Genomic DNA, 26,227 nt, shown 5'->3' with positions numbered 1-26,227 from the left:
AAATCAGCTTAGCAAAGCCGGCCGCCCTGACCGACACGCCTTTTTATGAATGCGCAGATGGGTACAGCGGTGCCAGGCCATTGTTCTGCGTGGCCGCAGGGGGCCGCCAGTGCGGTCCGTCATGGAAGGCGCGCCGCAGATCCTGTCGGGCCTGGCCGACATCGCCGCCCTGCCCGCCCCAGCGGACCTGCTGCATCTGGACCAGCGCCGCCCGCTGCTGTGCGTCGTCGAGGCGCTCGAGCACCTGCTCGAACGTCTGCACACCGCCCATTCCCGCCAGCACCGCGATGATCTCGTCCAATCCGCCGGCTTCCATCGCCCGGCGCAGGTCGGCGCGGGTGTACGGACTCCCCGACGCGGTGATGGATACGCCCCCCTTGGTGCCCCGCACGACCGCCGGGCGCCGCCGTCGGCGCCAGCCCCAGGCCAGGGTCAACAGCCACAGCACGGCCAGGCCGGCCGACAGGGCGATCCAGCCCCAGGGACGTGGCGCGGCCTGCGCAGGCGCCAACTGCAGATCGGTGGACGCCGTGGCCGGCTCACCCGGCAGGGCCGAGGTGGTGTCCACCGGCAGGGGTGCTGCGGCACTGCCGCCGACGCCGGCGGCGATATCCAGCTGCAGGTCCGGCAGGCTCGCGTTGCGCGGCTGACCGGCCGCCACGTCCCACCACGCCATGCGCAGCCCCGGCACCGTCAGCGCACCGGCCTGGCGCGGCACGATCGCGAAGCGCCGGGTCAGCGTGAGCTGCGGCGTGCTGCCGTTGAAGGTTTCATCGAACTGCGGCGGCTCGGCGAAGACCTGCGCACCTGGCCCGACATCGGGCACCGGCAGCTCCGGGAACTGCGCCTTGGTCGCGCCCTCGGCCACGGCTTCGACCACGATGGTGGCCGCTTCTCCGGCACGGCCGGTGGTGGGCGCGGCGGTGTAGCGCAGGCGCAGCCCATGCAGCGGCAGCCACGGCTGCGGGGCAGACGCGGGCTGCGCCTGGACCTGCAGCGTGCGCTCGGCCGATGCGGCGCGCAGGCGGCCATCGCCACCGAACATGTCGTTGAAAAAGCCGCCCGCGCTGCGCCCGTTGAACTGGGCCGCTGGCAGCACCAGCGCTCCGCTGCGCTCGGGGATCAGCAGGAAACGACGTTCCACCACGTTGTAGCGGCGGCCATTGACCTCGCGCACCAGGGTGCGGTCTTCGCCCACCCGCTGCAGCGATGCACCGGCCGGCGTATCGAGCACCAGTTCACCACTGAGCAGTTGCGCGGCGTAGAACAGGCGCACCACCACGCCGACACTCTGCTGCACGTACGGCGTCGGATCATCGACCTCGGTTTCCAGGAACACGGCGGCGTTGCCCGTGGCCGCGGCGGGGGCCGATGCGCTGCTGGCACCGACCTGCAGCGTCAGCGGCTGCGTACGGCTGCTGCCAACCTGCAGGGCGGGAACCTGCAGCGTGCCGCTCCGCTTCGGGCTGAGCGCCACCGCATACAACGCGCGCGAGGTCATCGCGCCATTGCTCCACTGCACCTGGCGGCTGCTGGTCTGGCTGCTGAGATCGAAGTCGGTCCGCAGCGGTGCATAGTCCGGCGCACCACCGCCCGCATCGGATTCAATGTTGAGCGTGACGGTGTCGCTGTCGGTGATCTGGTCACGATCAAGCCATGCCCGGGTCTGTGCCTGCGCGGCCAGGCTCGCGCATAGCAGCAGGACGAGTCCGGCGCGCAACCAGCGCTGTATCGTGGAGTGTGTCATCGCCCTTCCCGTTTCCTGCGTTCGTTTTCCAGCTGGAACTTGGCCCGCAGCAGGCTGCCCGGATCATCCGGTACGCGCCGCATCCAGGCCTCGACTGCCTGCTGCTGCTCACGCTGCTGCGGGGTGCCGCTGACCTGGCCCTGGGCCTTGTCGTTGCCGTCGTTGTTCCCTTGGCGCTGCATCGCCTGCTGCATGCGCTCGCGCTGGGCGGCGTCGGCCTCGGCCTGCGCCTGGCTGTCGGCGGCCTGCGGTGACTTCTCGCCCTGGGAGAGGCCATCCTTCGGATCACCGGACGAGGGCGGCGGTGACTGCCCCGGCTCGCCCTTGTCCTGCGGCGGCGAACCGTCACCCTCCTTGCCCTGTCCCTGATTCCTGCCGGCGTCGGGCTTTTCGGGCGGGTTCTTTCCGTCCTTCTGATCGTTGTTCTGGTCGTTGTTCTGCGGCGGCTTGCGCTTCCGGGCGGCGTCGACCGCGGCGCGGTTGGCCACCGCATCAGCCATGCCGGGATGCTTCTTCAACGCGCGGTCATAGGCCTCGATCGCCGCGTCGTACTGCCCCTGGCGCGCCAATGCGTTGCCGAGGTTGTACCAGCCGGCGTCGGTGTCGATGCCCTCGAACTGCTGCTGCGCGGCCTTGAAGTCGCCCTTGCGGTACGCATCCACGCCGCTGGACAAGCGTTGCTGATCGACCTGGTCGGCGCGTTGCCACCACGTTCCTTCAGCGGCGTGCGCCGTCGTGGGCAGCGCCATCGGCACTGCCGCCATCATCACCAGCACCGCCAGTGCGCCGCGCCGCCGGAACGCAAACAGGGCCAGCACCATCAGCGGCGGCAGCAGCCAGAAACCTTCATCGCGCCAGGTGCGGCCCTGCCCTTCGCGGCTGTCATCGGCACTGACCCGCGGGATCAACACGTCCAGCGCGGCCAGATCCTTGTCGTCGGAGGCGATGCGGGCATAACGACCGCCGCCGCGGCTGGCGACGCCGCGCAGGGTGCCCTCTTCCAGCCGCGCGGGCACGATCTGGCCTTCGCCATTGCGGTAGGCCGCGCCCTGCGGGGTACCCAGGCCGAGCACGGAGACCACGAAACCCTGCGCGCGTGCCGAGGCCGCCGCCTGTTCTGCATCGGCATCGGCGCGATCGGTCAGCAGCAGAATGTCGCCACCGCGTGCGCCGGATTGCTGCAGCAGCTTCACCGCCGTTTCCAGCGCACGGTCCGCGCGCTGGCCATCGCGTGGCATCACGTCCGGTGCCAAGGCATCCAGGTAGAGGGCGACATTGGCCATGTCGTCGGTCAGCGGCGCCACCGTGTAGGCGTCATCGGCGTACACCAGCAGGGCGACTTCACCGCCCTGGCGTTCGCGCAGCAGTGTGGCCAGTTTGGCGCGTGCCTGGAGCAGGCGCGACGGTGGCAGATCGGTCGCGGTCACCCGCGAAGAGAGATCCAGCGCAACCACCAGCGGCGACGGCGTCTGCCACAACGGTTGGGCGACCTGCCGCCACGAGGGACCGGCCAGGGCCACGATCGCGATCACCGTACCGGACAGCAACAGCACCAACCCGCCCCAGGCGCGACGGTCGCGGCCGACCAGCAGGTAGCGTAGCAGATGCGCATCCACGGTCTGCCGCCACACGTTGGCCCGGCGCCGGCGCAACCACCAGATCGCCACCAGCAGCGGCAGCGCGAGCAGCGCCCACAGGGCCTCGGGGCGCATGAAATGCAGGGCGTTCCAGCTCGCGCTCATATCCAGCGCCTCGGCAGCAGCCAGGCCAGGCCGGCCAGCAGCAACGCCAATGCCAGCGGCGGCGCGTAGCGCTCGATCCGCGGCCGCACCGCCGTGCCCGTCGATTTGACCGGTTCCAGCCGCTCCAGCTCGGCATAGATGCCGGCCAGCTCATCGGTATTGCGCGCGCGGAACGAGCGGCCACCGGTGAGCTCGGCAATCCTGTTCAAGGTCGCCTCGTCCACCGGGTCGTCGCCCGGCGCGATCTGCACGCCGAACAGACTGATGCCGCCATCGCCGCCGAAGGCCACGGTGTACACGCGCACGCCTTCGGCCTGGGCGAGTTCGGCCGCGCGCAGCGGTTCGAGGACGCCGGCATTGCTGACGCCGTCGGTGAGCAGGATCAGCACGCGCTGGCCCTGGGGTTGTTCACGCAGGCGTTTGACCGCCAGCGCGATCGCATCGCCGATCGCCGTCTCGCGCCCGGCCAGGCCGACCACGCTGTCGCGCAGCTGGTCACGCACGCTGGTGAGGTCGGCGGTCAACGGCGTGAGCGTGTAGGCGCGCTCGCCGAAGATCAGCAGGCCGACACGATCGCCGACGCGGCGGTCCAGGAAGTCGGCGAGCACCGCCTTGGCCGCGGTCAGCCGCTCGACCACCTGGTTGCCGAACATCATGTCCGCCTCGCTCATGCTGCCGGACACATCCACTGCCAGCATCATCTGCCGGCCCTGCTGTGGCGGCGTCACTGCATCGCCGAGCTGCTGCGGTCGCGCGGCGGCCACGCACAGGCAGGCCCAGGCCAGCCACAACAATGCACGCCCCAGCCGTGGCCCCGCACCGCCCGGGGCAGCACCGAGCGACTGCAGCTGGTCGGCGGCATAGGGCACCCGCAGCGCGGCGCCCGCGCCGGGGCGCGACGGCCACCAGCGCATGAGGATCGGCAACGGCAGCGCCAGCAGCATCCAGGGCCAGGCCAGGCTGTCGACCCAGCTCAACCACGTCGGCAGCGTGATCGCGATCATCGGCGCCGCTCCGTAAGCAGCGACAGATAACGACGGCGCGCGAGCACGCGCAGCCGCTGCACCGCCTCGGCATCCACGCTTGGCCGATAGCCACCGTCCAGCAGCAGTGCGCCGTCGCCGTCGGAGAAGGCGCGGCTGTTGTTCTCATCCAGGAACGCCAGCCACGCCGGCCCTTGCAGACGCTCCGCGCCTGGCTGGTACCGGCGCGCCGCACGGCGCAGCAGGGAAGCGATCGCAGCAACCTGCAGTACCGGCGAGCCGGCCTGGTCGACCTCGGCATCGAACAGCTCCAGCCACCGCTGGCGCGCGCGCCGCGCACGCCACTGCCAGACCCAGATCGCGGCCACCACCAGCACGAGCGCGGCGAACACCAGCCACCAGCCCGGTGCGGGCGGCCACCATGGCGGTGACGGCGGCAGCTGCACATCGCGCAGCGGCAGCGACGCGGCCGCGCTCATGCCACCACCGCGGTCGGCAGCGGGCTCAACCAGCTGTCGCTGGCGTCATCGGTAGAGACTACGTGCACCTGGATCCGGCGAGCGGACAAGGTGGTCTGCAATGCATCCAGGGGCGCGACGAATCGTTCGCGCCAGTGCTCGCGCACTGCCGCATTGCCCAGATCAAGCAGGACGCGACGTCCCTGCGAGAGGAACGGCAACGCATCGGCGGGAGGCGCCTTTTCCAGCGGATCGACCAGCAGCATCACCACCACTTCGTGGTGCATGGCCAGCGCAGCCCAGCGGGCAACGGTGATGGTGGAGGCGCGCGCCGGATCGGCCAGCACGACCACGCGTGCGCCAGGACGCAGCAACCGTGCCGCCTGCTCCAGCGCGCGATCCAACCCGGCATCTTCGGCAGGCGGTTCGGCATACCAGCGGGTCAGGGCATCCAGCACGCGCAGCACCCCGCGGGTGCCACCGGCCGGTGCGATCGGCGGCTCCTGGGTACTGCCCCGCACGGCGGCGAGGCGATCGCCCTGGCGCTGCGCCAGCCATGCCGCGACCGCGCCGACGCGTGCGGCCTGCACGGATTTGAAGCGGACCCGGGTGCCGAAATACAGCACCGGATCGGTGTCGGCGACCAGCAGCGTCAAACGTTCGCGCTCGGCCTGGAACAGCTTGGTGTGGGCCCGCCCGGTGCGCGCGGTGACCCGCCAGTCGATATGCCGCGCATCATCCCCCGGCACGTAGTCGCGGGACTCGGCGTACTCCATGCCCCGGCCCCGCGCCGGTGACGGCGCACTGCCGGCATGACCGAGGCGGCCACGGCGTGCCGGCGGTGCGCGATGCGCACTGCGGCGCAGCGCCACCAGCTCGGCCAGGCTCGGCCGCAGGCCATCACCCTCCAGCGGCGTGGCCGTATGCACGGGGGTCTCCATCGCGCTCAGGGCGCCGGCACGCGGGCCAGCAGCTCGGCGACCAGGCGCTCACCATCCCAGCCTTCGGCGGTGGCTTCGTAGCTGGGCAGCACGCGGTGGCGCAGTACGTCCGGCGCCACGTTGCGCACATCTTCCGGGGTGACGAAGTCACGCCCGGCCAGCCAGGCGCGCGCACGCGCACAGCGTTCCAGCGCGATAGAGCCACGCGGGCTGGCGCCCCAGGCGATGCGCCGGGCCAGTGCCGGGTCGTAGCGGGCGGCATCGCGCGAGGCCAGCACGATCTCGATCAGGTAACGCTCCAGCGCCGGTGCCACGTGCAGCGACAGCACCGCCTTGCGCGCGGCGAACACATCGCTCAGCGGCATGCGGGCCGGCGCGGCGGCCGGCGTGGACAGCGCCTCGCGGGCGCGCTCGCGGGCCAGGCGCAGGATTTCGGTCTCCGCATCCGAATCGGGATAGCCGATCCGCACATGCATCAGGAAGCGGTCCAGCTGGGCTTCGGGCAGCGGGAAGGTGCCTTCCTGCTCGATCGGGTTCTGCGTGGCCATCACCAGGAACAGCGAGGGCAGCGGATAGGTATGCCGGCCCACGGTGACCTGGCGCTCGCCCATGGCTTCGAGCAGCGCGGACTGCACCTTGGCCGGGGCGCGGTTGATTTCGTCGGCAAGCAGGATGGGATGGAAGATCGGGCCGGGCACGAACTCGAACCGCCCTTCCTGCGGGCGCCAGATTTCGGTACCGGTCAGGTCGGCCGGCAGCAGGTCCGGGGTGAACTGCACGCGCGAGAAATCCGCATCCAGCCGGGCGGCCAGGGCACGGATCGCGGTGGTCTTGGCCAGGCCCGGGGCGCCTTCGACCAGCAGGTGGCCATCCGCCAGCAGTGCGGTCAGCAGGCGCTCGACGAGCGCGCTCTGGCCGACGATTTCGGACGACAGACCATCGCGCAGCGCGCGGAAGGCATCGTGCAGGCGGTCGTGCTCCACCGGAGCGGGCGTGGGGGTATCGGGCATGGGGGGCGGCAGATTCATGGCATCCATGTGACCTCCACGGTGGGCAGAGGTTCCATCGCCATGATGGCAGGACAGCGCCGGTTACGACATCAAGATTGGCTGAACGCAGAAAGGGCCGCGCGCGGCGGCCCTTTCCTCACTGCATGAGGGTGCGTATCAATTCACGGCCGGGGTGGTCCGGGACACGCGCAGCACCTTGGGGGTCACGAACACCAGCAGTTCGGCCTTGTCCTTGTTGCGGCTGCGCTTCTTGAACAGATTGCCCAGGAACGGCACGTCACCCAGGAACGGTACCTTGTTGACGCTGTTGCGGTCGGTGAACTCATACACGCCGCCGATCACCACGGTCTGGCCATCATCGACCAGCACGGCGGTGTTCACTTCCCGGCGGTTGATGGTCGGCACGGTGCCGTAGCCATCCAGGACGATGTAGCTGTCCACTTCATCCTTCTTGACCGCCATGTTCAGGAACACGCGGTTGTCGTTGGTGATGGTCGGGGTGACCTTCAACTCCAGCACCACTTCCTTGAACTGCACGTTGGCCTGGGCCACACCGCCGGCACCGCCACCGCTGATGGTGACGTAGCCGATTTCCTTACCCTGCTTGATCACCGCTTCGCGCTGGTTGGTGGTCACCACGCGCGGGTTGGAGATCACTTCGCCGCGGGATTCTTCCTGCATGGCCGACAGTTCGACGTCCAGCAGATAACCGGCATTGAGGATCGACAGCGCCAGCGAGCCGGGGCTCTTGAGCGCGTCCACCGGCAGGTTCCAGTTCAACCCGCTGTTGATGGTGGACGGCGCACGGACCGGGATCGCGCCGGTGCGGCCTCCGGCCACCCACTCGTTGATGGCCTTCTGGTATTCGAAGTCCTTGGCCGCACGGTCGTTGATGTTCTTGCCGTTCTGCCCGAGGTCGCCGCTGAAGTACACGTTGTCGCGGCTGCCGCTGATGCCGAACTTCGCGCCGAGCTCGCGTGCGAAGGTGTCGGTGGCGATCACGATCCGGCTTTCGATCAGCACCTGATCGACCGGACGGTCGATCACGTTGATCAGCTCGCGCATCCGCGCGATCTTCTTCGGGATGTCGCTGATCATCAGCGTATTGGTGCGCTCGTCGGCCACGATCCGGCCACGCGAGGACAGGAAGCCACTTTCTTCCTGCGAATTGCTGCCACTGCCACTGCCGCCGCTGCCGCTGTTGCCGCCGCCGATACCCTTGGCCTCGGTCAGCGCTTTGAAGATCACCGCAGCGTTGTGGTAGTTGATCTGGATGTAATCGGTGACCAGGTCCTCGCGATTCTCGATCGCGATGCGCGCGTCTTCCTTGTCCTGCTCGAACTTGGCCAGCTCCGGCTGCGGTGCAACCCAGATCACGCCGCCATCGCGGCGCTTGTCCAGGCCCTTGGCGCGCAGCACGATGTCCAGCGCCTGGTCCCACGGCACGTTGATCAGGCGCAGGGTCACGTTGCCCTGCACGCTGTCGGAGGCGACCACGTTGAGGTTGGATTCCTCGGCCACCAGCTGCAGCACGGTGCGTACCGGCACGTCCTGGAAGTTGAAGGTCACCGGCTTGCCGCTGTAGCCGCGCTGGGCGACGGACGCCGCCGCCTGGCTGACCGTGGCGGCATTGACCGCACCGGTTGCCGGGGCCGCCTGGCGCGGGCTGATCTCCACCACGTACTCGTTGCCGCTCTGGTAGGCAAGCGATTCGAACGCGGTGTTGGTGTTGAGCACCAGCTGGGTGCCGCCGCCATACGGCTTGGCGTCGATGCGCTGCACCGGGGTGGCGAAGTCGGTCACGTTGATCGGCTTCTGCAAGCTTTCCGGCAGGCGCGCATTACCCACGTCGATGACGACGCTGTTGCCCTGGCTGCGCAGATCCGGGCTGGCGCCCTGACCGTCAAACTGCAGGATCAGCCGGCCGGCGCCATCGTCGCCGCGCTTGAAGTCGATCTTGGACACCGACAGCGAGGCCGGCGCAGTCGCCGGCGCGGTGGTGGCCGCCGGTTTGGGCACGGCGCCGCTGGGCGTGGCCGCCATCAGCGTGCCGTTGGCCACCATGAGCGCGACTCCCAGCGCGCACAGGTGGATCAGCTTCTGCCGCCGGACCGGACGCAGCCGCAGGGCGTTGGAAAAGGTCATCGTGCTATCCCCATAATCATTCATTGATCTTCAAGCGCGAGCGTTGCCGGCCGTTCCAGCCAGCCACCCGCGCCATCCGGCACCAGTTCAATCAGCTCAATCCGGTCCTCGAAGACCCCGGTCACCCGCCCGTCGCTCTGCCCCAGATAGACGCCCGGACGCACCCGATAGGTGACCTTGTCCGGTGCCATCACCAGCACGACGAGTCCGCCCCCACGGCCGATCGAACCCACCATGTCCAGGCTGTCCAGCGGGAAATCTTCCAGCGGCTCCTTGCGGCGGTTCGGATCCGGACGCAGCCCCGATCCCCCTTGCGGATTGGTCCAGGCGTCGGTGAACGGGTCGCGCATCCCCTGCGCGGAATACTCAAACGTCTCGAACTGCTGCATCACCGGCAACGGTTCCAGCGGCGGTGCCGGGCGTGCACGCACGTCGGCCACCCACTTTTCCAGGTTCGGTGCATCGCCGGGCGTGCTGGTCACGCCGCGGGCGCAGCCGGCCAGCAGCACCACGCCCAACAGGCCGCATACCCGTGCGGTCGGGTTCAAGCGGCTCATTTCCGGCCTCCCTTGGCGGCCTTTTCCTGCTCGGCAGCGGCTTTCTCCTGGGCTTCCATCTCCACGTCATCCAGGTAACGGTAGGTCTTGACCGTTCCGGACAACTCCAGCGCACCGCTGCGGGCGGTGATGCCGGTCTTGGGATCCTTGGGCTTCAGGTTGATGTCGTGCATGGTCAGGATGACCACGCGCGGCAGCGAGGCCACGCCACTGACGAAGGCACCGAACTGGTGGTAACTGCCCACCATGCGCAGGGCGATCGGCTTTTCTGCGTAGAACTCCTTGGGCTGCTCGGCACCGGGCTGGAACAGCTCGTTGGCCAGCCCGCTGGAGAGCGCCGTCTGCGAGATGTCGATGATCAGATCCGGCATTTCGGTCTTGCTGGGCAACTGGCGCAGCATCTGCTGCAGCACCTGCTCCATCTGGGTCAGCTGCTGCTTGAGCGGCTCCAGATTGACGGCACGGCCCTGCTCTTTCTCGAACTCGGTGCGCAGCTCGGCTTCCTTGTTGACCAGGGCCGAGAGTTCGTCGCGCTTGCCGCTGATCAGCAGGAACCAGCCCATGACCACGATGAACAGGGCGAGGACGACGCAGAACACAACCTTGGCCTGCTGCGGCCAGTTGCCGATGTTGTTGAAATCCAGCTCTTTGAGGTTGATTTTCTGGCTCATTGCTGGCTCCCCTCCGGCGCATTGGCAGGCGCCGGCGGAGGTGCGGGCGGCGTGGTCGGAACAATGCGGCTACCGGCCGGCTTGGCCGGTGCGGCGGCGTCCGAAGCGGCCGACCCTGCCGGTGCGGCGGCCGGATCCTGCGATGGCGCGGCCGGGGCGGCGGACAGCGGGGCGACCGGGGCAACCGGCGCGGCGGCGGCGGTGGTATCGACCACAGAACCATCCGCGGACAGGGCGGCATCGCTCTGTGCGGGCAGGTTCACCTTGACCACGAACATGTACGGCAGGGACTTGATGTCCAGCAGCTGCCCGGGGGCGGTGGAGGTCTTCTCCTTGTCCGGCGCCTTGGCCTCGATGATCGACAGCTCCGGGTTGGTCATCCAGCCCGAGCTTTCCAGGTTGCGCATGTAGGCACTGACGCGCGCATTGGACTGCGTGCGCCCTTCCAGGGTCAGCACGTCGCCTTCCTGCTTGAGCGTGGTCAGCACCACCCCGTCCGGAATGGTCCGCACCAGCGCATCGAACAGATGCACCATCTGCGAGCGCTTGGCCTGCAGTTCCTCGATCACGCCCTTGCGTGCCAGCAGGCGGTCCTTCTGGCGGTCCAGGCGCTCGATTTCCTTGTTCTGCTCCTTGACCTTGTCGATCTCGGCCTGCAGGAAGGTGTTGCGATCCACCTGCCCGCTGACCTGGCGGTCGTAATAGAACCAGATCAACAGCGACAGCAGCAGACCGCCGATGGCGGCGGCACCGAGCATCGCGTAGAAGTCGCGCTGGCGTTGCTTGCGCCGCTCGGCGCGCCAGGGCAATAAATTGATGCGCGCCATCAGTCAAAGCTCCTCAGGGCCAGACCGGTGGCGATCATCAGCGCCGGGGCGTCCTGGGCCAGGGCGTGTGCCTGCACCTTCGGGCCCAGGGTCATCTGTGCCAGCGGGTTGGCCACCACAGTGGCCACGCCCAGCTGCTCTTCCACCATGTCCGGCAGGCCGGTCAGGGCCGCGCAGCCGCCGGCGAGCACGATGTGGTCGACCCGGTTGAACTCGCTGCCTGCATAGAAGAACTGCAGCAGGCGACTGATCTGCTGGACCGTGGCTTCCTTGAACGGCTCGAGCACTTCCATCTCGTAGCTTTCCGGCAGCCCGCCCTGGCGCTTGGCCAGGCCGGCCTCTTCGTAGGTCAGCCCGTAACGGCGCATCACTTCGTCGGTCAGCTGCTTGCCGCCGAACACCTGTTCGCGGCTGTACAGGCTGCGGCCGCCACGCAGGACATTCAGGGTGGTCATGGTGGCGCCGATGTCCACCAGCGCGACCACGCCATCACTGGCCACCGGCAGCTCGCTGGCGACCAGGGCAAAGGCGTTCTCGACCGCGAAGGCCTCCACGTCCATGACCCGCGCCACCAGCCCGCCCAGCTCCAGTGCCGACTGGCGCAGCTCGACGTTCTCTGAACGCGAGGCGGCCAGCAGCACCTGGACCATTTCCGGGTTATTCGGAATCGCACCCAGCACTTCGAAGTCGAGATTCACTTCCTCGATCGGGTACGGGATGTAGTTGACCGCCTCGAGCTCGACCTGGGCTTCCATGTCGTTCTCATCCAGGTCGGCGGGCATCGGGATCAGCTTGGTGATCACGGCCGACCCGGCCACGGCTGCCGCCGCATGGCGTGCCTTGGTTCCGGAGCGGTTCACGGCACGTCGAATGGCCTCCCCGACCGCTTCGACCTCCACGATGTTCTTTTCCACGACCGCATTCGGCGGGAGTGGTTCCACGGCGTAATGTTCCACGCGGAAACGATTGCCGCTGCGGGATAACTGCAACAGCTTTACTGCAGTCGAGCTGATATCGACGCCGATAAGAGGCGACTGGCTTTTTGGGATAAGCCCCACGGTTTCTCCCCTGCCGATGGGCACTTGGACGCAGAACCTGCGACCGCGCATTAATAACGTTTTTTTTGCAAATCGCAACCGTCAAGCTGTAAAACGGGCATCACTGCTCGTTTCACGCGTCCCCAGACGGTGATCGACTGCTCTCCCCGGGAACACCCCCAGCCGTTCCCTTGCGTAATCTATACTCTGCGACCACGAAATTCGCAATCGGAATCTGTCACTGATGACACGTCTTCGCCGTTGGCTGCGCTGGATGCTGGTCGCGTTCCTGGTCCTGGCATTGATCGGCGCCGCGGTTGCCGGCGGCCTTTACTACGCCGTCTCCTCCAAGCTCCCGGACGTGCAGACCCTGCGCGACGTCGAGATGCAGGAGCCCATGTACGTCTATGCCAGCGATGGCAAGCTGATGGCGGTGTTCGGCGAGACCCGGCGCACCCCCATCACCATGAAGGACGTCCCCGAGCGCCTCAAGCAGGCCTTCCTGGCCACCGAGGACGCGCGCTTCTACGAGCACGGCGGCGTGGACTACAAGGGCATCGGCCGCGCGGTGTGGCTGCTGGCCACCACCAACGACAAGCGCGTGCCCGGTGGTTCGACCATCACCCAGCAGGTCGCCCGCCAGTTCTTCCTGAGCTCGGAGTACAGCTACACCCGCAAGCTGGCCGAGATCCTGCTGGCGCGGAAGATCGAGAGCGAGCTGAGCAAGGACGAGATCTTCGAGCTGTATCTCAACAAGAGCTTCTTCGGCAACCGCGCCTACGGCGTGGCCGCCGCGGCCGAGTTCTACTACGGCAAGAAGCTGGGCGAGCTGGACCTGGACGAAATGGCCTCGCTGGCCGGCATCCCCAAGTTCCCCTCCAGCGGCAACCCGCTCAGCAACCCCGAGCGCGCCCGCGAGCGCCGCGACTTCTATGTGCTGCAGCGCATGGCCAACCTGGGCTTCATCTCCCAGGCCGAGGCCGACGCGGCCAAGGCCGTGCCGATGCACGCCACCGCGCATGAGCCGCCGCTGCAGGTGGAGGCCCCGTACGTGGCCGAGCTGGTCCGCCAGGAAATGATCGCCCGCTTCGGCGGCGACGTGGTCAACAAGGGTTACCACGTGACCACCACGATCAACGCCGAACTGCAGACCGCAGCCAACCTCTCGGTGCGCGACGGCCTGCTGGCCTACGACCACCGCCACGGTTGGCACGGGGTGGAGCAGCACGTGGAGGTCCCGGCCGACGCCGACGCCGCCGCGCTGGCCACCAAGCTGTCCGGCATTCCGGCGCAGACCGGCCTGCTGCCGGCGATCGTCGCCACCACCGCGGCCGATGGCAGCGCCACCGTGGTGCTGGGCAACCGCAGCGAAGTGGTGCTGCCGGCCAACGCCGCGCGCTGGACCAACAAGACTCCGGCCAAACTGGTCACCCGCGGCGACATCGTGCGCGTGCGCGCCGGCGAGAAAGAAGGCGAGTGGCTGCTCGACCAGATCCCGCGCGGCCAGGCTGCGCTGGTCTCGCTGGATGCCGAAAACGGCGCACTGAAAGCGTTGGTCGGTGGCTTCAGCTTCTCGGGCAACAAGTTCAACCGCGCCACCCAGGCGCGCCGCCAGCCGGGCTCGAGCTTCAAGCCCTTCATCTACGCGGCGGCCTTCGACAAGGGCTTCAACCCGGCCTCGATCGTGCTCGACGCCCCGGTCGTGTTCCGCGACCGCCGCGGCAAGACCTGGTCGCCGCAGAACGATGGCGGCGGCTTCCGTGGCCCGATGCGCCTGCGTGAAGCGCTGGTGCAGTCGCGCAACCTGGTCTCGGTGCGCCTGCTCGACGGCATGGGCGTGGATTACGCGCGCAAGTACATCAGCGAATTCGGCTTCGCCGAGGCCGAGCTGCCGCCGAACCTGTCGATGTCGCTGGGCACCGCGTCGCTGACCCCGCTCTCGGTGGCCCGCGGTTACGCGGTGTTCGCCAACGGCGGCTCGCGGGTCGATACCTGGCTGATCGATCGGGTCACCGACCGTGATGGCGTGGAAGTGTTCAAGGAAAACCCGGCTGTTGCCTGCCGCGATTGCGCCGGCAACAGCGGCGTGCCGGTCAGCCAGGTGGTGGACGGCTTCAACTTCGGCTCCGCGCCGGCGGCAAACACCGCACCGGCCAAGCCCCAGCAGGCGACCGCCGCTGCCGAGGCACCGGGCCCGGTGCCGGTCAACCCGGATGCCAAGGTCGCGCCGCGCGCGATCGATGCGCGTACCGCGTACCAGCTGAACTCGATGATGCGCGACGTGGTCCAGCGCGGCACCGGCACCGCGGCCAAGGTGCTCGGCCGCGAGGACGTGGGCGGCAAGACCGGCTCGACCAACGATCACCGCGATGCCTGGTTCTCCGGTTTCGGTGGCCCGTACGCGACCACCGTGTGGGTCGGCCGCGACGACTTCCGCTCGCTCGGCTACCGCGAATACGGCGGCCGCGCCGCCCTGCCGATCTGGATCGAGTACATGCGCGTGGCGCTCAAGGACACGCCGATCGCACAGAACGAGCCGCCGTCGGGCATGGTCCAGGCCACGCTCAACGGCGCCACCGAGTGGGTCAAGGTCGAAGACATGGAGAAGCTGGAGGAGTACGACTTCAACAGCCACACCCCGCAGGCCGACGACGCCGCGTTCGATATCTTCTGACTGCGTGCGCCGGGTACGCCCGGCGCCCCCCTCCTGCGTATCGTCCGCCCCATCGCCCGGTAGAGCCACCCCATGGGTGGCTGCACGCAATCCCTGATCGCAGGCACAGCCACGCATGGCGTGGCTCTACCCGCCTGTCACATCGCCGGTGTACATTGCCGTGCAGGTCGCCAAGGAGTACCGGTCATGCATCGAGCCCGTCAGCATGCAGCCACGCAGACCCGTGAGCGCCGCCACCAGTTGGCGCATGAGGCCGCCCGCCTGATGGCCGAGGGCGGCATCCGCGATTACCACCAGGCCAAGCTCAAGGCCGCGACACGGCTCGGCATCCATGACGATGCCTCCCTGCCCCGCAACACCGAGATCGAAGACGCCCTGCGTGAGTACCAGCGCCTGTTTGCCGGTGCCGACCACGGTGCGCAGCTGCGCCAGCGCCGCGAGGCCGCCCTGCGCGCGATGGAGTTCCTCAAGGCGTTCTCGCCGCGCCTGTGCGGCCCGGTGCTCGATGGCACCGCCGATGCCAACAGTCCCGTGCAGCTGCAGGTGCACAGCGACGATGCCGATGCCGTGCAGCGCTATCTCGATGAGCACGGCATTCCGGCCGAATCACGGACGCGCCGGCTGCGGCTGGACCGCGAGCGCAGCCTGGATGCGCCGGTCTGGGTGTTCAGCGCCGAAGACCTGACCTTCGACATCGCCGTGCTGCCGTATGACGGCCTGCGCCAGCCGCCGCTCTCGGCGATCGACGAGAAGCCGATGCGGCGCGCGTCGGCCACGCAGCTGCGTGAGCTGCTGGCGGACGGCGAGATCGAGGGTTATCTGGGCGGTCGCTGAAACGACGCCCGGCCTCCTTCAGGCCTCGGCGAACTTGACCAGAAAGCGCTCGATCGCCGCGACCAGGGCCAGCGGCGTTTCGTTCATCGGGTAGTGACCCGCATTCTCCAGCACCTCCAGGGTCGCCTGCCGATAGCGGTGCAGGTAGGTCCTGTCCATGAGGGCCGCGTTGAACACGGGATCATGCTCACCGATCAGCACCTTCACCGGATGTCGGCCGATGATCTCCATGCTGAAGTCCGTGTCCGCCCAGGCCGGGAAGTACGCCGCGAATGCCTCCGGCGACGCGTGCGCCATCGAGTACTGCGCCTTCCAGTCCAGCCACGCGGCGGGCAACCGCCCACCGGTGCTGCGATCGATGATGCCCCGACGGATGCTCACGCTGCCTGCGGCCGCTTCAAGCACCTGCCGCGCGGGCGAATCGTAGGCGATGCCACCGCACGGCACGGGTGCCACGGCGACCAGCGCGCGCACGCGATCCGGGGCGAGCACCGCGATCCGCTCGATGGCCATGCCACCCATCGAATGCCCGACCAGGCTGAAGGTCGCGATGCCCAGCGTGTCGGCCAAGGTCAGCGCGTCATTGGCGATCTCGTCGATCGTGTAGTCACCGGGCACCCCGCGCATGCCACCGTAGCCGCGGCAATCCATGAAGAGGTAGCTGAACGCCTCGCCGGACAGCCATGGCTCGATCGGTTCGAAGGCGTGGGCGTCACCAAACCAGCCATGCAGGACCAGGACAGGATGGGCGCCAGTGCCGACGCGATGAAAGGTAGTAGTGGGCATGGCTGCACCGTGCGGACGTGAGGTCGGGCCGCGATGTTAGGTCGACTGCGCGTGGCCCGCCGTCGATATCAGGCCGATGGCGATAGAATCCGGGCCATGCGCAATACCCTGCTCGATCCCTTTGAAGATCTACCTCGCGCCGTGGTGGTCACCGCCAACGACTACGCCGCCGGATCCGTCTTCCCCGATCACGCGCACCGGCGCGGTCAGTTCGCGTTTGCCTCGCGCGGCACCATCAGCCTCACCACACCCGAGGGACGCTGGCTGGTACCACCGCAGCGTGCCTGCTGGGTGCCCGCAGGCGTCGCCCACGCCATGGCGATGCGTGGCCCGGTCACGATGCTCAATGTGTTCGTGGCAGCGGACGAAGTGGCGGCGGTCCGGTTGCCTGCGCGCTGCGGCGTGTATGCCGTATCGGCGCTGCTGCGGCACCTGATGGACGATGCGGTCGACCTGCCGGCGATGTACGACCTGGACGGTCGCGGCGGTCGGCTGATGCAGCTGCTGGTCGCGGAGATCGCCGCGATGCCACGCCTGTCACTGCATGCACCGCTGCCCCGCGACCCGCGCCTTGTGCGCACCTGCCAGCAGCTGTTCGATGCGCCCTCGATCGCCGCCTCGCTCGATGAGGTCGCCGCCGAGGCGGGCATGAGCCGGCGCACGTTCACCCGCCAGTTCCGCGCGGACACCGGGGTGGGCTTTGCCGAATGGCGCCAGCAGGTGTGCCTGCTCGCCGCGATCGAACGCCTGGGTGCCGGGCAGCCGGTCACGCGGATCGCACTGGATCTGGGATACGCCAGCCCAAGCGCGTTTTCGTCGGCGTTCCGCCGCGTGCTGGGGGAATCGCCCAGCCGTTACGCGGAAGCACGCTGACGATCACCATGCGCTGAACGCCAAACGCCCCGCAATGCGGGGCATCCGACGGTGCAGGAGAATCAGCGCGTGCCGATGATCCGCACATGCTCCACATCGATATCGGTGGGCTTGAAGCGATGCGTATCGACTTCTCCCTGCAGCTCCACCACGGTCGTCGCGCTGACGGGCTGCCGGTCGGGCAGATCCTTGTCATCGATCTCGACGTCGATCTCGCCGGTGGCATCCTTGAAGCGATAGCGTTCGTGGCCGATCTTGGCGATCAGCGTGCCCTGCAGTACGACGGGCTGGTCATCGCGCTGGTCGCGTGCTTCGGCGACGGTGGTGACCGCGCTGGTTGCGCCAGGGCCGGTGTACTGGGCATGTGCGCCGGCGCTGACCACGCTCAGCGGTGCGGCGATGAGGACTACGGCGATCAGACGATTCATGAGGGACTCCATGGGCGTGAGGGTGACCGCCAAGGTTGTACCTCGATCGAAGTGAGGCCCATGCAAGAAGTACGAAAAGAGGTGACCGGCGGCGCCCAAAAAAAACGCCCCGCAGTGCGGGGCGTTTTCATCACAACCTGCCGGGGCGATCAGCCCTGGTAGTCACGCACGTCGCTGCCGGTGTAGACCTGGCGCGGACGACCGATCTTCATTTCCGGATCGACCTGCTGTTCCAGCCAATGGGCGACCCAGCCGGAGGTACGGCCCAGGGCGAACATGACGGTGAACATTTCGGTCGGGATCTGCAGCGCCTTGTAGATGATGCCGCTGTAGAAATCGACGTTCGGGTACAGCTTGCGGGCGACGAAGTAGTCATCCTGCAGCGCGGCCTGCTCCAGCTTGACGGCCACGTCCAGCAGCGGATCCTGCACGCCCAGCTGTTCCAGCACCTTGCCGGTCATCACACCGATGACCTTGGCGCGCGGGTCGAAGTTCTTGTACACGCGGTGGCCAAAGCCCATCAGGCGGAAGCCGGAGGTCTTGTCCTTGGCCTTGAGCACGGCGGACTCGACGTTGTCGGCCGAACCGATCTCTTCGAGCATCTTCAGCACGGCTTCGTTGGCACCGCCGTGGGCCGGACCCCACAGCGCGGTGACGCCAGCGGCGACCGACGCGTACGGGTTGGCACCCGTCGAACCGACGAGACGCACGGTCGAGGTCGAGGCGTTCTGCTCATGATCGGCGTGCAGGATGAACAGCAGATCCAGCGCCTTGACCACGTCCTGGTTCAGCTCGTACTGGCCATCGGCCGACTCGAAGGTCTGCTTCAGGAAGCGGCTGACGTAATCCAGCGAGGTGTCCGGCTTGTTGGCCGGCAGGCCCTTGCCGTGGCGGTAGATCAGGGCCGACAGGGTCGGCACCTTGGCGATCAGGCGCACGGCGGCGTGGCGACGCTGTTCGGCGTCGGACAGATCCAGCGAGGCGTGGTAGATGCCCGACAGCTGCGCGATGGCGGCGGTCAGGATGGCCATCGGATGGGCATCCTTGGCGAAGCTGCCGATCAGCGTGTTGATCGACGGATCCACATCGGCCTCGGCGGCCAGCTCGTCGGTGAAGGCCTTCAGCTGCTCGGCGCTCGGACGCTCGCCGTTGATCAGCAGGTAGGCCACTTCGACGTAGCTCGACTTTTCCGAGAGCTGCTCGATGGGATAGCCGCGATACAGCAGCACGCCCTTGTCACCGTCGATGTAGGTGATGGCGGACTTGCAGCTGGCGGTGGCGGTGAAGCCGGAGTCGTACGTGAAGAGACCGGTTTCCTTGGTCAGCTTCGAGATATCGACGCAATCGTTGCCGAGCGTGGGTTTGATGACTGGCAGAACAACCGACTTGTCGCCGGCGTTGAGCGTGACCTGATCAAGATCGGACACTGTGTGCGCTCCTCGAGGGAAGGCGCCCGCCCAAGCGCATGGGTCAGGCACGTGAAGGAAGTCCACGATCGTTATCGTGGATCCCGCCATTATCGCACAGCAACATTTTCGACGCCCTAGGACGGAAGTCGTAGACGCAGGTTCCGGGGCGCGGCGAAGGCGCTGTTGCAGCCGCCCCAAGGCATGGCGCCCGATCACGGACACAGCGTTCCGTCGGCGGGGCGCACGGGCCTCACCTGGCGTTCAGCAATCCGGAAACAACAAAAAACAACGGCCGCCAAGGCGACCGTTGTTTTCATGCAGCTGCGTTGACAGCTCAGGCCGCGGTCGGCGCCGGCTTGCCGAAACGCTTCTGGAACTTGTCGATACGGCCGCTGGTGTCGATCACCTTGTGCTTGCCCGTGTAGAACGGATGCGAAGCCGAGGAGATTTCAACCTTGACGAGCGGATACTCGTTGCCGTCTTCCCACTTGATCGTGTCCTTGGTGGACATGGTCGAACGGGTCAGGATCTTGAAATCAGAGGTAACGTCGTGGAAAACCACGTCGCGGTAAGCAGGATGAATATCGGCCTTCATGGGCGCGCACCGTAATAAGGGCTGGTGGTCAAGAGCGGCATTATAGTCCCGGCCGCCGCAAAGGGCAAGCCGGGTCCATCAACCGTGCGAAAGGTCCGCCGCAGCGGCGTCATCAGACGCCGAGTGCCGCCCTCACCTGGGCCTCGAAGCGACCCTGGTCGTAGGCCATCAGCAGCTGAGTGTTGTCAGGCTGCCCGGTCTGGCGGTTCCAGTCGACAATGGTAGCACCTCGGCTGTGCACGCCGGCCAGTTCGACGTTCAGGGGACGCGATTCGACCCGCAGGGCGCCTTCGGGCTGCAGCGCCCAGGCCATGGCCAGGGCATCGGCGGCGAACCAGCGCTCGCCGCGGCTGTCTTCGGACCACAGGCGGGTCTGGCGCGAAATCAGCTCGTAGAAGCGGGCCTTGTCGGTGTCGGCGGCCAGCCACTTCTCGACATCGGCGTGCAGCAGGCCGTGGGCGACGGTGGCCTCCCAGTCGGCCACTTCGATGTGCGGGAAGCCGGTGAACACGACGTGCGCCGCTTCGGGGTCGAAGGCGATGTTGAACTCGGCCGCCGGGGTGATGTTGCCGTGGCAGGTCACTGCCCCGCCCATCACCAGGAAGCGCTTCACGCGCTGCGGCAGGGTCGGGTCGAGCTTGAGGGCCAGGGCCAGGTTGGTCAGCGGACCCAGGGCGACCAGGAACAGCTCGCCGGCGTACTGGTGCGACAGGCGCAGGATCGCCAGCGCGGCGTGCTCGGCTTCGGCCTGGCGCTTGGCGGCCGGCAGGTTCACATCGCCAAAGCCGTCGGCGCCATGCACATGGGCGGCATCGACGGAGGGGTGCAGCAGCGGGTCGGCGGTACCGGCGTAGACCGGCACGTCGTCACGGCCAGCCACTTCGCACAGCTTCAGGGCATTGCGGACCGTGTGGTCCAGGCCTACGTTGCCGGCGGCGATGGTCAGGCCAACGATATCGTGGCGCTCATCGGCGAAGGCCATCAACAGGGCCAGGGCGTCATCGACACCCGGATCGGTGTCGATCAACAGCGGAATCTTCTTGGTCATCGTTGCCGTCTTGATAATCGGCAAGGGACTTTCGCACCCCGCCATGACAAATACAAGGCGGTGCCCTTGGCGCCCTGCGGCAAGGCGTCATGCCGACGCGTAGCGCACGGCCGTGCCGATCCAGCGCCGCACCACCTGGTCGGCCACGTCAGGCGCCTCCGCCAGCAGCCGCTCGGCCAGATCGTGCACGCCCGGGAGCAGGTCCGCATCGCGGGCCAGATCGGCCATGCGGAACCCGGCCAGGCCGGTCTGCCGCGTCCCCAGCAGTTCGCCGGGGCCACGCAGTTCCAGGTCCTTCTCCGCGATCAGGAAACCATCGTTGGTCTGCCGCATCGTCTCCAGCCGCTCGCGCGCCATGTTCGACAGCGGCGCCTGGTACAGCAGCACGCAGCGCGACACCGCCGAGCCGCGCCCTACCCGGCCGCGCAGCTGGTGCAGCTGGGCCAGCCCGAGGCGCTCGGCGTTCTCGATGATCATCAACGACGCATTGGGCACGTCCACGCCCACTTCGATCACGGTGGTGGCGACCAGCAGATCGATCTCGCCGGCCTTGAAGGCAACCATCGTGGCCAGCTTCTCGCTCGCCTTCAGCCGCCCGTGCACGAGCCCGACGCGCACGCCGGGCAACAACGCCTGCAGCGATTCGAACGTGGCCTGGGCCGGCGTGGCATCGAGTTCTTCGCTTTCTTCGATCAGCGTGCAGACCCAGTACACCTGCTGGCCTTCGCGGCACGCCACCGCGATGCGTTCGATCAGCTCCGGGCGACGGTCGTTGTTGAGCGCCACGGTCTGCACCGGCGTGCGCCCGGGGGGCAGTTCGTCGATGGCCGACACGTCCAGATCGGCGTACTCGGACATCGCCAACGTGCGCGGAATCGGCGTGGCCGTCATCACCAGCTGGTGCGGCACGCTGCGTCCGTCGGCGCCCTTGTCGCGCAGGGCCAGGCGTTGATGCACACCGAAGCGGTGCTGCTCATCGACGATCGCCAGCGCCAGGTCCTTGAACACCACGCTTTCCTGCATCAGCGCGTGCGTGCCGACCACCACCTGCGCCTCGCCCGAGGCGACCTCGGCCAGCACCTTGGCGCGCGCCTTGCCGGTGACCTTGCCGGCCAGCCATGCGGTGCGCACGCCCAGCGGTGCCAGCCAGGCGCGAAGATTGTTCATGTGCTGCTCGGCCAGCAGTTCGGTCGGCGCGGCCAGCGCGACCTGCTTGCCCCGCTCCACCGCCAGCATCGCCGCCAGGGCGGCGACCACGGTCTTGCCCGAGCCGACATCGCCCTGCACCAGCCGCAGCATCGGATGCGCCTTGGCCAAGTCCTTGCGGATCTGCTCGAACACGCGCTGCTGCGCACCGGTCAACTGGAACGGCAGGCTGTCGCGCAGCTGGGCCACCAACGCGCCCTGCCCGCGCAGCGAAGGCGCGTGATGGGCCTGCAGCGCCATGCGCTGGCGGCGCAGGCTGAGGTGGTGGGCCAGCAGTTCTTCGATGGCCAGGCGGCGCTGTGCCGGGTGGCGGCCGGCGGCCAGCGCGGCCAAGTCGGCCGTCGGCGGCGGCCGGTGCACGGTCAGCAGCGCGCTGCGCAGCGACGGCAGGCCCATGCCGGACAGCCAGCCCGGCGGCACCAGTTCCAGCGTGGATTCTTCCGGCAACCGGTCCAACGCCAGCCCGATGAACTTGCGCAGGGTGGCCGGGCCGACGCCTTCGATGGCCGGGTAGACCGGGTCGAGGCTGTCGCCAAGATCGTCATCGTCGTTGACGCCCATCACCCGGTAACTGGGGTGGACGATCTCCAGCCCGGTATGGCCGGGCTTGGCGGTGCCATAGCAGCGGATGCGCGCGCCGACGGCGAACTGCGACACCTGCTGCGAGCGGAAATGGAAAAAGCGCAGCACCAGGGTGCCGTAGGAGTCGTCTTCGATGGCGACCTTGAGCACTGGGCGGCCACGGAAGCCGCGTTCGACCGCGCTGACCCGCCCTTCCACCTGCGCGGCCACGCCGGGCTGCAGTTGGGCGATAGTGGTCAGCCGGGTGCGGTCTTCATAACGCAGGGGCAGGTGCAGCCACAGGTCCTGCAACGAGGACAGGCCACGGGCCTCGAGCTTGGTGGCCACCGCCGGGCCGATCCCGGGAAGCATCGACAGCGATGCTTCCCCGGCCGCGGCCAGGGCCGGTGCCGGTGCAGGAGCCCGTGACCGTGCCACGTCAGGCCTGGTCGAGCACCATCACCGCATCGACTTCAAAGTTGGCGGCCTTCGGCAGACCCGCCACTTCGATGGTCGAACGTGCCGGGAACGGCGCCTTGAAGTAATCCTGCATGACCGCATTGACCTTCGCGAACTCGCCCAGATCGGTCAGGTACAGGCCCAGGCGCACGATCTGATCCAACGAGCCACCGGCCTCTTCGGCCACGGCCTTCAGGTTGTCGAACGCACGACGCGCCTGCGCCTCGATATCGCCTTCACCCACGATGTCACCGGTGGCCGGATCCAGCGGAATCTGGCCCGAGAAATACACGGTATTGCCGGCACGCACAGCCTGCGAATACGGACCGATGGCCGCCGGGGCCTTGGCACTGGTAATGATCTGACGGGACATGGAAGCTCCAGGGGGACAAAAATGGGCCCACCATTGTACCGCCGGACTCGCCCTCCCCGAGAAGCATCCGAAGCCGCAATCGAAGCCGCAATCTCTGGTAGAGCCGACCGTTGGTCGGCTGGCCGGAAAATGACGAAGACGATTGGTCGGCTGGCCGGAAAATGACGAAGACGATTGGTCGGCTGGCCGGAGAATGACGAAGACGATTGGTCGGCTGGCCGGAAAATGACGAAGACGATTGGTCGGCTGGCCGGAAAATGACGAAGACCGTTGGTCGGCTGGCCGACCATATCGATCATCGCCGCGCGGTGGGTGAGCAGCCGACCAACGGTCGGCTCTACCCCGGGGTGTGCCCATTGCCCGGCGATGAGGCATTGGAGCCGATCATCGCCGCGCGGTGTGCGAGCAGCCGACCAACGGTCGGCTCTACCCCCGGGGGTGTGCCCATTGCCCGGCGATGAGGCATTGGAGCCGATCATCGCCGCGCGGTGCACGGTAGCCGACCAACGGTCGGCTCTACTCCGGTGGTGCGCCAAGAGCGCCGGGGCCCATCATCGCCCCGCGGAACGCGGTTTATTGCCGGCGAACCGACTGCACCACCGACAACCGCCGCAGACGCCGCATCACTTCCGCCAGATGGTTCCGATCACGCACCTGGATATTGAACGCCAGCACCGCCGCATTGAAATCGCGATCCAGGTAATCGACCCGTTCGATGTTCGAATGGCTCTGCGCGATCGCCGCCGCCAACTGGGCCAGCACGCCGGTCCCGTTCTCCACTTCCACGATCAAGGACGTGTCGTAATCACCCGACACCGTCGTATCCCACCCGATCGGCACCCAGCGCTCGGGCGACTTGCGCAGCTCGGCCAGGTTCGGGCAATCCAGACGGTGCACCACGATGCCCTTGCCGGCGGTGTGGTAGCCCATGATGTCGTCACCCGGGATCGGCTGGCAGCAGTTGGCGAAGCTGACCACGCCGCGCTCGCTGCCATTGATCAGGATCTTCTCCTGCGAATGCTTCGAATGCGCCCCACCGCGCAGCTCGGCGTAGGCCATCAGCGCCTGCGCGGCCTGGTTGGGCATCCAGTTGCCCAGCGCCACTTCGGCCAGCAGGGCCTCCAGGCGGGGGTAGCGGTGTTCGGCCAGGAAGGCATCCAGGCGCCCCTTCGGCAGGCGCTCCAGCGAGCTGTCCATCGCCTCCAGCGCGCGGTCGAGCATGCGGTGGCCCAGCTGGACCGCGTCTTCGTGCTCCAGCTGTTTGAGCTGGTGGCGGATGGCGGTGCGCGCCTTGGAACTGACCACGAATTCCAGCCACTGCGGCTTGGGCGTGGCCGAGCGCGCGGTGATCACTTCCACCGTCTGGCCACTGACCAGCTTGGTGCGCAGCGGGACCAGCTTCTTGTCCACGCGCGAGGCCACGGCCATGTTGCCCACATCGGTGTGCACCGCGTAGGCGAAATCGAGCGCGGTGGAGTTGCGCGGCAGGGCCAGGATCTTGCCCTTCGGGGTAAACAGGTAGACCTCGTCCGGGAACAGGTCCACCTTGACGTTGTCCAGGAACTCCAGCGACGAACCGGCGGCGCGCTGGGAATCGATCAGTTCCACGATCCAGGCATGCGCACGGCTCTGCGCGCTGTTGGGCGAATCGCCACCGAACTTGTACGTCCAGTGCGCCGCCACACCGCGCTCGGCGATCAGGTCCATCTCTTCGGTGCGGATCTGCACCTCGATCGGCGAACCATATGGCCCGAACAACACCGTGTGCAATGACTGGTAGCCGTTGGCCTTGGGGATGGCGATGAAATCGCGGAAGCGACCGTCCAGCGGCTTGAAGGTGGCATGCACCGAGCCCAGCGCGTGATAACAGTTGGGCACGTTGCGCACCACCAACCGGAACCCGAACACATCCATCACCTGATCGAAGGATTTGTTCTCGTCGCGCATCTTGTTGTAGATGCTCCACGGCGTCTTGATGCGGCTGACCAGGCGGTGCTCCAGCCCTTCCTTGGCCAGGCGCTGGCTCAACTGCACCTCCACCTGCGCCATCGCCTCGCGGCGGACCACCGGCTGGCTGCGGATGTGCTTTTCCAGAATGGCGTGGCGCCACGGATACAGCGCCTTGAAGCCCAGGTTCTGCAACTCGCTCTTGACCAGGCTCATGCCCAGCCGCTGCGCGATGGGCGCGTAGATTTCCAGCGTCTCGCGCGCGATCCGGCCACGCGCCTCGCGGCTCTGCGCGCCGAGGGTACGCATGTTGTGCAGGCGGTCGGCGAGTTTGATCATGATCACGCGCAGGTCGCGCGACATCGCCAGCAGCATCTTGCGGAAGCTCTCGGCGGCCGCTTCCTGGCGGTCGCGGAACTTCAGCTTGTCCAGCTTGGTGACGCCGTCGACCAGCTCGGCCACGGCCTCGCCGAACTCGGCGGCCAGCTCTTCGCGGGTCAGCGGGGTGTCTTCGATGGTGTCGTGCAGGATCGCCGCGATCAGCGCCTCCACGTCCAGGCCGAGCTCGGCCAGGACCTGGGCCACGGCGACCGGATGGGTGATGTAGGGCTCGCCCGACTTGCGGGTCTGGCCGGCATGCGCGGCGGCGCCTACTTCCCAGGCGCGGCGCAGCAGCGGCAGTTGGTCGGGCGGCAGATAGTGCGCTGCGCGCTCAAGCTGGAGGACATAATCGGGTACGGCCGCGCCGGCGGGCGTGGCGACCTTGGCAGTGGGGCCTGGGTTCATGCTCAAAGACTATGCCAGCGGCGTGATATCGGCAAACCCCTGAACAGGGAGTTTCACCTGCAACAACACGCCTGCACCGGATCCACCGGCGGCCCAAACGAAACAGCCCGCCAAACGGCGGGCTGTTCGC

22 protein-coding genes are annotated in these 26,227 nt (G+C 67.6%); 3 read left to right on the top strand and 19 right to left on the bottom strand.

The genetic code is table 11. The features are described 5' to 3' along the window. Positions 1 to 43 precede the first annotated feature (43 nt). The 11 genes from NJD74_RS00750 to NJD74_RS00700 form a co-directional block, all read right to left on the bottom strand. Entirely contained in the window at positions 44 to 1,747 is a 1,704-nt protein-coding gene (locus tag NJD74_RS00750) for a BatD family protein (RefSeq protein ID WP_319623468.1), read from the bottom strand. Further along, on the bottom strand, positions 1,744 to 3,489 hold the full coding sequence (locus tag NJD74_RS00745) for a tetratricopeptide repeat protein (protein ID WP_319623467.1): 1,746 nt from the start codon (positions 3,487 to 3,489) through the stop codon (positions 1,744 to 1,746). Before NJD74_RS00745 ends, NJD74_RS00750 begins: the two co-directional genes overlap by 4 nt. Further along, positions 3,486 to 4,493, bottom strand: coding sequence for a VWA domain-containing protein (locus tag NJD74_RS00740; protein ID WP_319623466.1), 1,008 nt, complete (start codon positions 4,491 to 4,493; stop codon positions 3,486 to 3,488). Before NJD74_RS00740 ends, NJD74_RS00745 begins: the two co-directional genes overlap by 4 nt. After that, a complete protein-coding gene (locus NJD74_RS00735; protein ID WP_019183887.1) occupies positions 4,490 to 4,951 on the bottom strand; it encodes a DUF4381 domain-containing protein in 462 nt (153 codons plus the stop codon). The genes NJD74_RS00740 and NJD74_RS00735 overlap by 4 nt, the downstream gene beginning before the upstream one ends. Further along, positions 4,948 to 5,871, bottom strand: coding sequence for a DUF58 domain-containing protein (locus NJD74_RS00730; RefSeq protein WP_319623465.1), 924 nt, complete (start codon positions 5,869 to 5,871; stop codon positions 4,948 to 4,950). Before NJD74_RS00730 ends, NJD74_RS00735 begins: the two co-directional genes overlap by 4 nt. A gap of 5 nt (positions 5,872 to 5,876) precedes the next feature. Continuing rightward, positions 5,877 to 6,899 carry a MoxR family ATPase gene (locus NJD74_RS00725; protein WP_070471396.1) on the bottom strand — a complete coding sequence of 341 codons (1,023 nt, stop codon included), beginning with the start codon at positions 6,897 to 6,899 and terminating at the stop codon, positions 5,877 to 5,879. A 138-nt stretch (positions 6,900 to 7,037) separates the two neighbouring features. Continuing rightward, positions 7,038 to 9,026, bottom strand: a complete 1,989-nt coding sequence (locus tag NJD74_RS00720; RefSeq protein WP_026069885.1) for a type IV pilus secretin PilQ family protein — start codon at positions 9,024 to 9,026, stop codon at positions 7,038 to 7,040. Between the two features lie 20 nt (positions 9,027 to 9,046). Further along, a complete protein-coding gene (locus tag NJD74_RS00715) occupies positions 9,047 to 9,583 on the bottom strand; it encodes a pilus assembly protein PilP (RefSeq protein WP_019183883.1) in 537 nt (178 codons plus the stop codon). Beyond that, on the bottom strand, positions 9,580 to 10,254 hold the full coding sequence (locus NJD74_RS00710; protein ID WP_019183882.1) for a type 4a pilus biogenesis protein PilO: 675 nt from the start codon (positions 10,252 to 10,254) through the stop codon (positions 9,580 to 9,582). The genes NJD74_RS00715 and NJD74_RS00710 overlap by 4 nt, the downstream gene beginning before the upstream one ends. Then, positions 10,251 to 11,081: a PilN domain-containing protein gene (locus NJD74_RS00705; RefSeq protein WP_070471158.1), complete on the bottom strand. Its 831-nt coding sequence runs from the start codon at positions 11,079 to 11,081 to the stop codon at positions 10,251 to 10,253. Before NJD74_RS00705 ends, NJD74_RS00710 begins: the two co-directional genes overlap by 4 nt. Next, positions 11,081 to 12,139, bottom strand: a complete 1,059-nt coding sequence (locus NJD74_RS00700; protein ID WP_019183880.1) for a pilus assembly protein PilM — start codon at positions 12,137 to 12,139, stop codon at positions 11,081 to 11,083. The genes NJD74_RS00705 and NJD74_RS00700 overlap by 1 nt, the downstream gene beginning before the upstream one ends. Before the next feature lie 223 nt (positions 12,140 to 12,362). On the opposite strand from NJD74_RS00700, the gene NJD74_RS00695 reads away from it, so the two are divergent. Both NJD74_RS00695 and NJD74_RS00690 read left to right on the top strand, forming a co-directional pair. Next, positions 12,363 to 14,792 carry a penicillin-binding protein 1A gene (locus NJD74_RS00695; protein ID WP_070471156.1) on the top strand — a complete coding sequence of 810 codons (2,430 nt, stop codon included), beginning with the start codon at positions 12,363 to 12,365 and terminating at the stop codon, positions 14,790 to 14,792. Between the two features lie 186 nt (positions 14,793 to 14,978). Beyond that, positions 14,979 to 15,626, top strand: a complete 648-nt coding sequence (locus NJD74_RS00690; RefSeq protein ID WP_319623464.1) for a hypothetical protein — start codon at positions 14,979 to 14,981, stop codon at positions 15,624 to 15,626. Between the two features lie 18 nt (positions 15,627 to 15,644). Here the strand turns inward: NJD74_RS00690 and NJD74_RS00685 are convergent, their stop codons facing one another. Then, the gene (locus tag NJD74_RS00685; RefSeq protein WP_319623463.1) at positions 15,645 to 16,412 is read right to left on the bottom strand and encodes an alpha/beta hydrolase; all 768 of its coding nucleotides are present in this window, start codon (positions 16,410 to 16,412) and stop codon (positions 15,645 to 15,647) included. Positions 16,413 to 16,508: 96 nt separating this feature from the next. On the opposite strand from NJD74_RS00685, the gene NJD74_RS00680 reads away from it, so the two are divergent. Further along, positions 16,509 to 17,285 carry a helix-turn-helix transcriptional regulator gene (locus tag NJD74_RS00680; protein WP_070471149.1) on the top strand — a complete coding sequence of 259 codons (777 nt, stop codon included), beginning with the start codon at positions 16,509 to 16,511 and terminating at the stop codon, positions 17,283 to 17,285. 62 nt (positions 17,286 to 17,347) lie between these two features. On the opposite strand, the gene NJD74_RS00675 is transcribed toward NJD74_RS00680, so the two are convergent. From NJD74_RS00675 to NJD74_RS00645, 7 genes are all read right to left on the bottom strand, one after another. After that, a complete protein-coding gene (locus NJD74_RS00675; RefSeq protein WP_070471146.1) occupies positions 17,348 to 17,713 on the bottom strand; it encodes a NirD/YgiW/YdeI family stress tolerance protein in 366 nt (121 codons plus the stop codon). Between the two features lie 149 nt (positions 17,714 to 17,862). Further along, the gene (locus NJD74_RS00670; RefSeq protein WP_070471144.1) at positions 17,863 to 19,140 is read right to left on the bottom strand and encodes a citrate synthase; all 1,278 of its coding nucleotides are present in this window, start codon (positions 19,138 to 19,140) and stop codon (positions 17,863 to 17,865) included. Positions 19,141 to 19,456: 316 nt separating this feature from the next. Beyond that, positions 19,457 to 19,717, bottom strand: coding sequence for a type B 50S ribosomal protein L31 (locus tag NJD74_RS00665; protein ID WP_019183873.1), 261 nt, complete (start codon positions 19,715 to 19,717; stop codon positions 19,457 to 19,459). A gap of 112 nt (positions 19,718 to 19,829) precedes the next feature. Continuing rightward, positions 19,830 to 20,765, bottom strand: a complete 936-nt coding sequence (locus NJD74_RS00660; protein ID WP_102788190.1) for a nucleoside hydrolase — start codon at positions 20,763 to 20,765, stop codon at positions 19,830 to 19,832. 87 nt (positions 20,766 to 20,852) lie between these two features. Then, positions 20,853 to 22,970 carry an ATP-dependent DNA helicase RecG gene (recG, locus tag NJD74_RS00655; RefSeq protein ID WP_319623462.1) on the bottom strand — a complete coding sequence of 706 codons (2,118 nt, stop codon included), beginning with the start codon at positions 22,968 to 22,970 and terminating at the stop codon, positions 20,853 to 20,855. A gap of 1 nt (position 22,971) precedes the next feature. Further along, positions 22,972 to 23,364, bottom strand: a complete 393-nt coding sequence (locus tag NJD74_RS00650; RefSeq protein WP_319623461.1) for a RidA family protein — start codon at positions 23,362 to 23,364, stop codon at positions 22,972 to 22,974. A gap of 573 nt (positions 23,365 to 23,937) precedes the next feature. After that, positions 23,938 to 26,097 carry a bifunctional (p)ppGpp synthetase/guanosine-3',5'-bis(diphosphate) 3'-pyrophosphohydrolase gene (locus tag NJD74_RS00645; RefSeq protein ID WP_019183869.1) on the bottom strand — a complete coding sequence of 720 codons (2,160 nt, stop codon included), beginning with the start codon at positions 26,095 to 26,097 and terminating at the stop codon, positions 23,938 to 23,940. Between the last annotated feature and the right edge of the window lie 130 nt (positions 26,098 to 26,227).

It is taken from the genome of Stenotrophomonas sp. RG-453 (assembly GCF_033843685.1).
Classification (GTDB): domain Bacteria; phylum Pseudomonadota; class Gammaproteobacteria; order Xanthomonadales; family Xanthomonadaceae; genus Stenotrophomonas; species Stenotrophomonas bentonitica_A.
Note: the sequence above shows the minus strand (reverse complement) of the source record. Positions and strands in the feature narration are given on the sequence as shown.